Genomic DNA, 11881 nt, shown 5'->3' with positions numbered 1-11881 from the left:
GCCTAAAATATCGGCCAACACGTCCAGTGGCGCTTCGTCTTCATGGCGACCATACACTGTAGGATAAGTTATTTGCAGAAGCGGAAGATGAACTTTATCTTCTAACGTTACATAACGGGTTTCGTCTAACGTTACTGGCTGAGGCTCGGGCTCTTCTACTTTCGGTCCTGTTGGGATTTCCCCAAAGTACTTATTCACCCACGCTTTGGTTTTGGCTACGTCGATATCGCCACCAATAGTTAGGACCGCATTGTTCGGGCCATACCAGCGCTTAAAAAAGGCTTTTAGGTCATTGACGTCAACCCGGTCTAAATCTTCTACATAGCCGATAGTCATCCACGAGTATGGGTGCCCCTCAGGATATAGCGCTTCACCATTAAGCTCGAAACGCAATCCATAGGGCTGATTGTCCACACGTTGCGCACGCTCGTTTTTAACCGTTTCTCTTTGGTTTTCAAACTTAGCTTGGTCTACGGCCTCTAACAGGTAGCCCATTCTGTCAGATTCTAGCCAAAGGACTTTTTCTAATTGGTTGGCAGGCACTGTTTCAAAATAGTTAGTACGATCGGTATTGGTTGTGCCGTTTAAGTTACCGCCCGATTCTGTAATAACCTTAAAATGCTGCTCATCGGCCACGTGTTTTGAGCCTTGAAACATCATGTGTTCAAAAAAGTGAGCAAAACCCGATTTACCTACCTCTTCTCGCGCAGAGCCAACGTGATAGGTAACGTCAACATGAACCAGTGGGTCAGAATGGTCTTCGTGGAGAATGACGGTAAGTCCGTTTTCTAATGTGTACTTTTCGTAAGGAATAGACACGGTGTTCGACGAATCAGCTACTGTGTTTAGTTGTTTATTCGTCTTCTCTTCCTGTACGTGCTGACACGCTGTTACTGCAATGACGCCTATGGTCATAACGAAGGTACGTAGGGTCAGTTTTCCTGACATGATGATTCCTTTTAAATTACTACACATTCTTCACTCTACCTTTTCACTCAATATTCACTGAGTGGTACTTGGCTTATTGGGTGAAAACAGAGGTTGCTATCTCTATAGCGCAAGCGAATTTTCGAAGATTACCAGACTTTTTAGCGCTTTACTTGCTTCGACTTTGCTATGATTGTATTAATTTGTGTATTTCTGAAATACACTCACACTTCATAGTCTTTTGTAAAATAGGCTTTAGCCAGTTGAATTCGCTAAGTGGTACGAATGAACTGACAAACGGTTTCCATTTGGAATAGAAATAGCCCAATAGAAGTTGCGAAATAAAAAGGATAGTTGCATGGAACAGTCAACAACAGTAGTCGATATTGATTTTGGAATGTCACAGCTAAGTGGTAACAAAAAACTGTTGTTCACCCTACTTGGTAAGTTTACGGACGAATACCGTTCTCTTGATGCTGACTTGCAGGCGCATGTTGCTAAGGGTGATTTTAATGAGGCTTACTCTCTTGTTCACACACTAAAAGGCGTGACAGGAAACCTTGGGCTTTTTGCATTGCATAATGCGAGCAAACCGATTGAAAGCGGTTTTAGAAATAACAAACGCGTGGCTGAACAATACCCTGCGTTTGTCGCAGTGCTAGATGAAACCATTGCTGCGGTTGATGCGTTGATCAAAGAGCCAGAAGTCACAGCTTCTGCCCCGGCACCGGCGAATGGAGCAGCAGCTGAGCAAGCGCGAAAACAGTTAATGACAGCGCTGAAAGCGAGCGAGTTTATCGCCCAGGACAAACTGGATGAATGGCTAGATGCCCTTGCCCTACCTCAAGAAAAGCGCTCGGCTATTATCGATGCGGTAGACGAACTTGACTATGAAGAAGCCATTTCAGAGTTAGAAAATAGCTAGTGCAGCCGATCCCCGTTCTCTTTGAAAATACAGACCTCATTATTGTTAACAAGCCTATGGGCATTGCTATGCACGATGCCACTAATGAGGCAGATGTTAGAGAAGATATTGCCGAAAACGGCGAACCAGAAAAAATAGACGGCATTGTCACCCGATTGAAAAAGCAGTTAGGCGTAACAGAACTGCATCTATGCCACCGCTTAGATACGGGCACGTCGGGCTGCTTGTGTCTTGCTAAAAATGCAGCTGTAGCCGGAGAAATTGGCGAGCTTTTCTCATCACGACGTGTGAGCAAATACTACTTGGCGCTAAGCGATCACAAGCCTAAAAAGAAACAAGGCATAATAATGGGCGATATGAAAAATCGTCGAGGCGGTCAGCGGATTTTGCTAAAAACCTCAGAAAACCCGGCTATTACTCAGTTTTTCAGTAACGCGGCTAAGCCCGGCACACGGGGCTTTATCGTAAAGCCTCACACGGGGAAAACCCATCAAATTCGTGTTGCGCTTAAAAGCATTGGCGCACCTATTCTAGGTGATACACTTTATGGGGGTGAGGCATCAGACAGACTGTATCTTCATGCATGGCATTTGCGCCTTCCTTTGTCTTCTGGTGAATTATCGGTTACTGCACCTTTCGATACCGGTAAAGTAATAAACGAAGACGACGTACAGGCCTGGTATAACGGGCTTAATGCGCCTGAGACTTATCTATGGCCTTCCCTGCCCGCACGATTTTTGCCGGCGTGCTAGGGGAAAACGCGAATGGCCTAATAGGTGCTAACCTAATAGGTGCTAATAGTCATAAGAAAATAGAAGCTACTTTGAATGTTTAATAGGTGCTAATGGGTAAACTACATATAGTTGGCGGCGGTGCCATAGGAAGCCTAATTGCTGCGAGCGCTCAGAAAAACGGCGTGCCGTATGACTGCTACCCCAGAGATATGAAAACCATGCCGTCTTGCGCACACTGGCAAACCGGCCAAATCACTGCGCTAAAACCTGCGAAGCCTTCACCTATTGTGTTACCTAAAAGTGATGTGCTGATATTCCCCTTAAAAGTATATCAACTTAAAGCAGCCCTATTGCAATGGCTTCCCTATCTCACGCAACAACCTACCGTAGTGCTGCTGCACAACGGTATGGGCGGGCTTGAGGTCGCAAGAGATTTACTTGGCGGCGATTATCCTTTGCTTCTTGCTACAACCAGTCATGGCGCGTTAAAAGTAAGCGCGTCGAGCGGCGATTTTCATGTTAAGTATACTGGCGTTGGCGCAACGCAAATTGGTGCGCCTAATGTAGATAAGCCATCACCTCAAACATTGGCCGCCCTCTCACAAATAGCGCCACAGCTAGCCAGCGCAATTGCGACGTTAGATAACGCACTTCCGCCGGTGCAATACCAAAATAATATTCTAAGAGCATTGTGGACGAAGCTTTCCGTTAATGCTGTGATTAACCCACTAACGGCGCTTCACAATATCCAAAATAAGCATATTGCTAAGCCTGAATTTGAACAAAGCCGTATTTCAATTTGCAATGAGTTTACTCAGGTAGCGGATGCTTACGGGCTAGATTTTGATGCACTGTCAGTTCATGAAAATGTGCTGTCTGTAGCCAAAGCAACCGGAGAAAACTACTCAAGTATGCATCAGGATGTTGCTCACGGTAGACAAACAGAAATAGACGCCATCAACGGTTACATTGTAGATATGGCAACAAAAAAGGGTATTCCCGTTCCCGAGAATACCCTTTTAGTAGAGCGTGTTAAGGCGCTGAAGTTTTAACAGCGCCGAGCACCTAAATCACGCCATTTAAGGATTAAGATTATTCTTGTTCACCCGCTTCTTGCGCGTCTTTTGGCGCCTGAGGCTTCATGTGTGGGAACAAGATAACATCTTTAATGGTAGAGCTATCAGTAAATAGCATAGCTAGACGGTCAATCCCGATACCTTCCCCCGCTGTTGGCGGCAAACCATATTCAAGCGCGCGAATGTAATCGTCGTCAAAGTGCATGGCTTCGTCGTCACCAGCGTCTTTCTCCTCAACCTGCTTCGCAAAACGTTCCGCCTGATCTTCTGGGTCGTTAAGTTCGCTAAAGCCATTCGCTAACTCACGTCCACCTACAAAAAACTCGAAGCGGTCGGTAATGAATGGGTTATTGTCGTTACGGCGCGCAAGCGGCGATACTTCCCACGGATATTCTGTAATAAACGTAGGTTGGATAAGCTTCTCTTCCGCGGTTGCTTCGAAGATTTCGCAAAGGTACTTACCCGCACCCCAAATGCCGTCAACTTCAGGCTCTTTAATGTGAAGCTGTTTCGCCATTGCTTTAAGCGCGTCAAGATTCGCCTCTGGGTCGCGGATAGCTTCCTCGTTAGCTTCTGGCCAATACTTAAGAATAGCTTCGCCCATGCTTAAGCGGTCAAACGGCTTACCAAAATCGTATTCAACTTCAGACGTTACGTTACCTTCAGTATCTTTGGTTGTATTTTTGATAATGCTTGTACCAAGAATATCTTCTGCCAGCGTGCGCAGCATATCTTCAGTCAGGTTCATCAGGTCATTATAGTCTGCATACGCTTGGTAGAATTCAAGCATAGTAAACTCTGGGTTGTGACGTGTTGATAAACCTTCGTTACGGAAGTTACGGTTAATTTCGAACACACGCTCAAAACCACCAACCACTAGGCGCTTAAGATAAAGCTCTGGTGCAATACGCAGGTACATATCGATGTCTAACGCATTGTGGTGAGTCACAAACGGCTTCGCTGTCGCGCCACCAGGAATAACCTGTAGCATTGGCGTTTCTACTTCAAGGTAGTCACGTTCGGTAAGATAATTGCGAATACCGTTTACGATCTTGCTACGGATCATGAACGTTTTGCGCGTTTGTTCACTTGTGATCAAATCAACGTAGCGCTGGCGATATTTCGTTTCCTGGTCACTCAAACCGTGGAATTTTTCTGGCAATGGACGAAGTGCTTTAGTTAGCAACTCGTATTGCTCCATGTTCACGTAAAGGTCGCCTTTACCTGACTTATGTAGGTCACCCGCCACGCCAATAATGTCACCAATATCTAGTGCACCATATTTTGCTTTAAGCGCTTTTTGCGTGTCTTTATCTGCATATGCCTGAATGCGGCCAGTCATATCTTGAAGCAGCATGAAAGGGCCACGCTTTGCCATAATACGGCCAGCGATGCTTACTTTGTTACCCTGCTCTTGTAGCGTTTCTTTGTCGAATTCACCGAACTTAGCTTGAAGCTCATCCGCATAGTTTTCGCGACGGAAGCTGTTTGGGAAACCGTTTGCACGGCACTGCTCGCGAATAGCGCTTAGCTTAGCACGGCGCTCTGCAATCAATTTGTTATCGTCTGTTTGTTGGTCAGTCATAACCTTTCACTTCGTTGTTCGGTTTACAGCCCAGATTTCAGGCTGGCTTCAATAAATTTGTCCAAGTCGCCATCCAGCACGGCTTGAGTGTTGCGTGTTTCCACGCCAGTACGCAAATCTTTAATGCGGGAGTCGTCCAAAACGTAAGAACGTATTTGGCTTCCCCAGCCGATATCAGACTTGCTGTCTTCCATCGCTTGTTTTTCGGCGTTTTGTTTTTGCAGTTCAAACTCATAAAGTTTGGCTTTTAACTGCTTCATCGCCTGGTCTTTGTTTTTGTGCTGCGAACGGTCGTTCTGACACTGCACCACAATGCCCGTAGGTTCATGGGTAATACGTACCGCTGAATCTGTTCTGTTTACGTGCTGGCCACCCGCGCCCGATGCGCGATAGGTGTCTATACGTAAATCAGACGGGTTGATTTCAATATCGATGTCATCATCAATTTCAGGATATACAAACGCAGATGAAAACGACGTATGACGGCGGTTGCCCGAGTCAAACGGCGATTTACGTACTAAGCGGTGTACGCCTGTTTCTGTGCGTAGCCAGCCAAACGCATATTCGCCCTGAACGCGCAGCGTAGCACTTTTAATGCCCGCGACTTCACCTTCCGACACTTCAATAAGTTCCGTTTTGAAACCGTGCGCTTCGCCCCAACGCAAATACATGCGCAGCAGCATATTGGCCCAATCTTGTGCTTCTGTACCACCAGAGCCCGACTGAATATCAATATAGCAGTCGTTTTCGTCGTTAGGACCAGAAAACATGCGGCGAAACTCAAGCACTTCTAGCTGCTCAATTAAGCCTTCAAGCTCACTTTGGGCCTCAACGAAGGTATCTTCATCTTCGGCTTCAACAGCCAATTCAACAAGACCTTCAACGTCTTCAGTTCCCTGATCGAGCTTGTGGATCGTCTCTACGATTTGCTCCAAGGCCACTTTTTCTTTGCCAAGGGCCTGCGCTCTGTCTGGCTCGTTCCAAACGTCAGGACTTTCTAACTCTCGGCTAACTTCTTCTAAACGCTCTGACTTTGCATCAAAGTCAAAGATACCCCCTAAGCGCTTCAGTGCGCTCGCGGATATCTTTTATCGCATTCATAACGGGGTTTATTTCAAACATAGTCCGCTTATTTCGTTAAAAATTTAAGACCGCGGATAGTACCGAATTTGAAGGAATTTTGATAGGGGTTGGCGCAAATATTGCGACACTGAGCTTGTGCTAATTTTCGTATGGATTTTAAGCACCTTCGTTGAAGCGAGTATTTTCACCGTTCAATGGCGCGCACATACTGCTGGGTAGGCTTTCTTAGCCCATACAAATAGAGTAAATGTTTGAAAAGGCAGCCTACAGCTGCACTAGTTTGGAGCATTATTGCTTAGTGTCGCGTGCGTTTAGAGTGCGAATTGTTTGGAAAATCTTTTAGGAAAAGTATGTCGTTCAATAATATGTCTTATGCCGTTATCGGCGTACTCCTCGGTCTTTTTGTATTGGCCTTGGGTCAACTCGTCGATTGCCAGAACCTAGCCGGAGCGACGATGGCGTTGCAGTGCCCCAACGGCACGCCCATTTCAAAATTGTGGCTTGCCACCTCAATGTTGATAGCGGGAAGCGGAATTTTCACTTGGCTATATCGCAATCGTAAATATTAACCGTAAAGTGCAGAAATGACTCGAAGAGTATCAACGGTGTTAACACATCACTGCGTATAACTGTTACGTAATGAGTCTAACTGCTGACTGACGAAAGTAAGCTTTAGAACGAACAACATGTTTTAAGTGCTGTTCGTTCTGGTAAAAAAAGAGCCATGCTCACTTTTAATGGATTGCCCCTTTTTCCTGAGCAAAGTGTTTTTTACACACCCGCTGGAATTTCCGGCTATTTAGCAAAAGAATAATCTGTGTAGCCCTTCTCACCACCGCCAAATAACGTATCGGGGTTGTGCTCATTCAGCGGTACATTATTCGCCAGTCTGTAGGGTAAATCTGGGTTCGCCACGAAAGGTCGACCAAAACCAATCATATCTGCCCACCCTTCAGTTAGAGCTTGTTCGGCACGCTCTGTGTCGTACTTTCCGGCATAAATGAGCAGACCGCTATAGGCTTCCCGAATAGCCATCTTGAATGATATTGGCATTTGCGGCGCATCATCCCAGTCGGCTTCAGCAATATGCATATAGCCAATCTTGAATCTATTAAGCATGGAAGCAATAGCAAGATAGGTCTCTTCGGGATTGTCGTCGACCGTCCCGTTTAATGTTGTTAGGGGCGCCAAACGTACACCTACTTTATCAGCGCCAATTTCCTCAGACACAGCCTGCACCACTTCTTTCAAGAATCGAATACGGTTCTGTACACTTCCGCCGTATTCATCAGTTCTTGTATTACTTTGAGAATCAATAAACTGGTTAAGCAAGTAACCATTAGCCGAATGCAACTCAATGCCATCAAATCCAGCATTTACGGCATTTCGAGCCGCAACGCGATACTCTTCCACCACAGCTTTTATATCTTCAATGCTCATTTCTCGGGGCATGACCGACTCAACAAAGCCAGGGTTGCCGCCTTCATCAACAAATACTTTTACGCCTTTTGCTTGAATCGCCGATGCGCTAATAGGCTGCTTCCCCTCTGTATTTGAAGGATGGGATACGCGACCCACATGCCAAAGTTGCGCAAACATCACACCACCCGCTTCATGGACTTTATCTGTTACCAACTTCCAGCCATCGATTTGCGCCTTGGTATAAATACCCGGCGTCCACGTATAACCCTTACCGAGTGCCGAAATTTGTGTGCCTTCACTCACAATAAGCCCTGCACTTGCGCGCTGAGCGTAATATTCAGCCATAAGATTGTTGGGCACATCTCCCGGCTGTGTTGAGCGGGAGCGGGTCATTGGCGGCATAACAACCCGATTGTTCAGCGTTTTTCCAGCCAAGGATAGGGTTTTAAATAGTTTCATAATACAGTCCTTTAAACTTTATTCTTGCAATTTACACGTTTGGATAACGGTAGATATAAGGCCCTAAAGCTGGGTTAGAACCCGTACTTTTAACAAAGCACTTTTGCATTTTTCACAAAAGTACCGGTGTATTTCGACGACGTTATCCCAAATTTCATGCATCTCCTCTTGACGCAGAAAAAATTAAGCTTACACTTGTGCGCTGAGTTAGCGTACAAGTGTAAGCTAAAATATTTTCATCCTTTTTGTATTTAAGATATTCCGACGAAATACAGGTGTGATTTCTACATTGAGACTATTACTAGATAAATTCACTGATCGCATTTTTCACCATGCCTCTTGGAAGGGCTACTGGGAAGTGCTGATGCAGCAAGTTAGACCCGCGTGGCGCGATGGGTATTTCAGAGCTAGGGTCGTGACCGTAAAAAAACTGAGCACGGATATGCTCGAGGTGTTACTTATACCAGAGAGGTCTTGGCCAACGCATGTTGCAGGGCAACATATCGCATTAACCATAGAAATTAATGGCAGGCTCACCACTCGCGTGTTTACCATAGCGAGTGGTGCTAACACCCGACAAAAAGAAAAGCAGATTCGTCTTGTAACCAAGGTTAAAGCTCAGGGCGCATTAACACCTTATCTTCACTCTTTTGTGCCTAATCAATGGGTAAATATCTCAGCCCCTATGGGGGAATTTATCTGGCCGAAGGTTGAAAAGCCCCTACTTATGATAGCGGGCGGCTCGGGTATAACTCCTTTCATTGCCATGCTTGACGATGCCGTCAACAACGCGCAGCTAAACCATACACCGGTACACTTACTTTATTTTGCTAAGCCGGACGAGCATGTATTACTCAATGAATTATCAGCGTTCAGTCAGCGCTGTGAGCACTTCACCTATGATATTTTGAGCAAGCAAAAAGACGGAGACGTAGAAGCCCATCTGTGTAACTTTGCCAATGCACACTGGTTAGTGTGTGGTCCACATGACATGTTCGAGCAAGTTGAAAGTTATGCAAATACGATCAACGTCCCTGTTTCGAGCGAGCACTTCGCTGCGCTTCCTGTCCTAAGCAGTTCTAGTCTTAGCCAAAGTGAAACCTTTTCCTTGGTACACAACGGCCAATCTTTAACTGTCGACAATCAGCAAACCCTACTTATACAACTTCAGCAAGCAGAACAACCTGTGACTTATGGCTGTGGCATGGGAATTTGTCATCAATGCCAATGTGTTAAGAAACGGGGCGTAGTGAGAGATACCCGCACGGGTGAGCTTTCAGATAGCGCAGAGCAACTTATTCAGCTGTGTGTATCACAAGCCGTTACTGATTTGGAGATTCAACTATGAACACCAGCGTTGCAATAGACAACCAACACCGTGAAGAAGCCATCGAACAGGCGCATTCTCCGATAAGTGAAACCAAAGCTATTCGGTCAACGAGCACTAAAGAGAAACCGAACTACGAGTTACTTGCCGCTCAGCTTGATGAAATTAAAGCTGACATTAAACGAAAAGTGGGTGCTGAAGATGCGGCCTATATCCGACGTATTATTCTTGTTCAGCGAATTTGCGAGTGGAGCGGACGGATACTTTTAATGTTGGGGTTCATTCAACCGCTGCTCTGGGTTGCCGGCGTATTGAGTTTAGCTACAGCAAAAATTCTCGATAATATGGAAATAGGCCACAACGTAATGCACGGCCAGTACGATTGGATGAACGACAAACACATTAATTCGAAAGGCTATGAGTGGGATATTGCCTGCGATGGTGCGAGCTGGAATCGCGTTCATAATTACGAGCATCACACGTATACCAATATTATTGGGAAAGACAGAGACTTTGGCTACGGCTTGCTTCGCCTGTCTAACGATTTTAGATGGCGTGTAAAAAACCTATGGCAGTTTGCGACTTACATCGTACTTAGTGTTTTATTTCAGTGGGGTGTGTCGTATCACGAAATGGCCGCTGAGCGGGTCTTTTTTGGAAAAAAGAAGGACAACCGTAAGAATCAGGTTACCCATAATGAACTTAAGAAACGCTTTTTTAGTAAAGGCGCACGTCAGTTAGTAAAAGATTATGTACTATTTCCTTTGTTAGCTGGGCCGTTATTTTTATGGGTATTTACCGGCAACCTTATCGCCAATTTACTGCGCAATTTATGGACATCTACTATTATCTTTTGCGGCCATTTCACTGGCGACGTGGAAACGTTTAAACAAGAAGATTGTGTTAATGAAACCCGAGGGCAATGGTACTACCGACAAGCGCTGGGCTCGTCGAACATAAAGGGCGGAAACCTGTTTCACGTGCTTACTGGGCATTTAAGCTTTCAAATTGAGCACCACCTGTTTCCAGATATCCCAGCCAGACGCTACCGAGAGATGGCCCCCAAGGTAAAAGCCGTATTCGAAGAACACGGCATGCACTACAACACTGGCAGCTTTTTAAAACAATACGCCAGCGTGTTAAAACGCATTATTCGCTACTCTTTCCCTTAACCAGTTGAAACCCTAACCAGCCGGCCATAGCGCTCGCGCTGGTTAGGCACGTGCCCCACGCCCAATCAACCAACATGATAAACAATGTAAAACCTTCAATAATGCTGTACGCCGTTAAATTGTAGGCACCATAACTGGCCACCCCTAGAAGCGCGCCATCGATCCCAGCATAAAGTAACGACTTATCTCTGTTCGCCACCACAGCAAGTACAAACACCACACATCCATACATGAGGTAAAAAACCACCCAAGGCCACGTGATAAATTGGCTTCTAAGCAGAGGAGCCATTTCACTTTGATACCAGCCATCCGCAATAACGCCAAGCCACAAGAAGTCGAGCACACCAAAACACACAAAGATTGCAATTAACGACACGACGATGTTTTTCGCAAAGCGAATGATGTTGGAAAGCATGGAACCTATCCCTGTAAATAAGCAAATTGCGGATGCAAGTGATTTAAAATATGAATACGCAAGTGTTGCACAATAAGCGCACCGCGAGAATGCTAAACCTTAAAAAACAAATCCACACTTTACTTGAAACTTACACTGGGTGCTGCAACTAAAGAGGCGTTTGAATCTCAAAGTGACGTGGTTCAAATAAGCGTTAAATAAAATGAATAAAACACTATTAGTAATAACGACCTCTTTGATTGTCAGTGCGTGCGCTCATAGGCCACCACCTTTAGACATGGATGAAATATTTTTTGAAACGAAGATCAAGCAAGACGGTACCAAGCTCTTCGCCTTTAGCATTCCGTTAATGCAGCATCGTGACAGTGCCAAAGGTGGCGGTAAAGGCGGCCGTGGTCAGGGAGGCGAACGAAGTGGTCGTGGCGGTCGCCAAGGACAGGAAAGTCGCGAAGGCTCGTCACATAGCAGCGATAGAATGACTGAGCAACTTTATACATCTCTAGATGAAAAACTGGATGAGACCGGTTACTGCCAAACGGGCTTTCTAGAAATAGATACACACCAAACCGAAGATAGGCTTCACCTATTAGGTGAGTGCAATGAAACGGCGAGCGAACTGGACAAAATCGAGTTCCCCAACGTTAATTAACCCGTGTTGGAGACTGTAACTAATTTTGTGTAACTGCCTATCTCAATTTACTCTATAGAGAGTTAAGGATAGGCAGATGAACATGAATAAGAAAGAGCTTGAAGCTT

Annotated in this window: 12 protein-coding genes; 7 read left to right on the top strand and 5 right to left on the bottom strand. The window is 45.5% G+C overall.

The features are described from left to right. Positions 1-948, bottom strand: a 948-nt coding sequence (locus BIZ39_RS18410; protein WP_187447666.1) for a M16 family metallopeptidase, incomplete at its 3' end; no start/stop codon positions are given. Between the two features lie 337 nt (positions 949-1285). On the opposite strand from BIZ39_RS18410, the gene BIZ39_RS18405 reads away from it, so the two are divergent. The 3 genes from BIZ39_RS18405 (at position 1286) to BIZ39_RS18395 (ending at position 3638) form a co-directional block, all read left to right on the top strand. Next, complete coding sequence (locus tag BIZ39_RS18405; protein ID WP_187447665.1) at positions 1286-1852, top strand: Hpt domain-containing protein; 567 nt, start codon at positions 1286-1288, stop codon at positions 1850-1852. Further along, positions 1852-2604, top strand: a complete 753-nt coding sequence (locus tag BIZ39_RS18400) for a pseudouridine synthase (RefSeq protein WP_187447664.1) — start codon at positions 1852-1854, stop codon at positions 2602-2604. Before BIZ39_RS18405 ends, BIZ39_RS18400 begins: the two co-directional genes overlap by 1 nt. Before the next feature lie 92 nt (positions 2605-2696). Further along, on the top strand, positions 2697-3638 hold the full coding sequence (locus BIZ39_RS18395; RefSeq protein WP_187447663.1) for a ketopantoate reductase family protein: 942 nt from the start codon (positions 2697-2699) through the stop codon (positions 3636-3638). 40 nt (positions 3639-3678) lie between these two features. On the opposite strand, the gene lysS is transcribed toward BIZ39_RS18395, so the two are convergent. Beyond that, complete coding sequence (lysS, locus tag BIZ39_RS18390) at positions 3679-5247, bottom strand: lysine--tRNA ligase (protein ID WP_061094549.1); 1569 nt, start codon at positions 5245-5247, stop codon at positions 3679-3681. 23 nt (positions 5248-5270) lie between these two features. Further along, positions 5271-6369 (bottom strand): peptide chain release factor 2 gene (gene prfB / locus BIZ39_RS18385; protein WP_101563798.1). Its coding sequence is split into 2 segments (ribosomal slippage): positions 5271-6293 and positions 6295-6369, totalling 1098 coding nucleotides; the frame shifts between segments, so codons are not numbered across the junction. 311 nt (positions 6370-6680) lie between these two features. Between prfB and BIZ39_RS18380 the strand changes: the two genes are divergently transcribed. Next, on the top strand, positions 6681-6899 hold the full coding sequence (locus BIZ39_RS18380; RefSeq protein ID WP_061094548.1) for a hypothetical protein: 219 nt from the start codon (positions 6681-6683) through the stop codon (positions 6897-6899). A 226-nt stretch (positions 6900-7125) separates the two neighbouring features. Here BIZ39_RS18380 and BIZ39_RS18375 read toward each other — a convergent pair whose 3' ends face one another. Next, complete coding sequence (locus BIZ39_RS18375) at positions 7126-8211, bottom strand: alkene reductase (protein ID WP_187447662.1); 1086 nt, start codon at positions 8209-8211, stop codon at positions 7126-7128. Between the two features lie 289 nt (positions 8212-8500). On the opposite strand from BIZ39_RS18375, the gene BIZ39_RS18370 reads away from it, so the two are divergent. Beyond that, positions 8501-9559: a flavin reductase family protein gene (locus BIZ39_RS18370; RefSeq protein WP_230962233.1), complete on the top strand. Its 1059-nt coding sequence runs from the start codon at positions 8501-8503 to the stop codon at positions 9557-9559. Then, positions 9556-10710 carry a fatty acid desaturase family protein gene (locus BIZ39_RS18365; protein WP_081099348.1) on the top strand — a complete coding sequence of 385 codons (1155 nt, stop codon included), beginning with the start codon at positions 9556-9558 and terminating at the stop codon, positions 10708-10710. The genes BIZ39_RS18370 and BIZ39_RS18365 overlap by 4 nt, the downstream gene beginning before the upstream one ends. On the opposite strand, the gene BIZ39_RS18360 is transcribed toward BIZ39_RS18365, so the two are convergent. Then, the gene (locus BIZ39_RS18360; RefSeq protein WP_187447661.1) at positions 10688-11125 is read right to left on the bottom strand and encodes a DUF2177 family protein; all 438 of its coding nucleotides are present in this window, start codon (positions 11123-11125) and stop codon (positions 10688-10690) included. The genes BIZ39_RS18365 and BIZ39_RS18360 overlap by 23 nt on opposite strands. A gap of 277 nt (positions 11126-11402) precedes the next feature. Between BIZ39_RS18360 and BIZ39_RS18355 the strand changes: the two genes are divergently transcribed. Further along, positions 11403-11774 (top strand): hypothetical protein, encoded by a 372-nt coding sequence (locus BIZ39_RS18355; protein ID WP_187447660.1) that lies wholly within the window; start codon positions 11403-11405, stop codon positions 11772-11774. Positions 11775-11881 lie beyond the last annotated feature (107 nt).

The organism is Alteromonas sp. BZK5 (genome assembly GCF_014349115.1).
In the GTDB taxonomy this organism is placed as follows: domain Bacteria; phylum Pseudomonadota; class Gammaproteobacteria; order Enterobacterales; family Alteromonadaceae; genus Alteromonas; species Alteromonas macleodii.
This window is presented reverse-complemented; position numbering and strand designations above follow the sequence as displayed.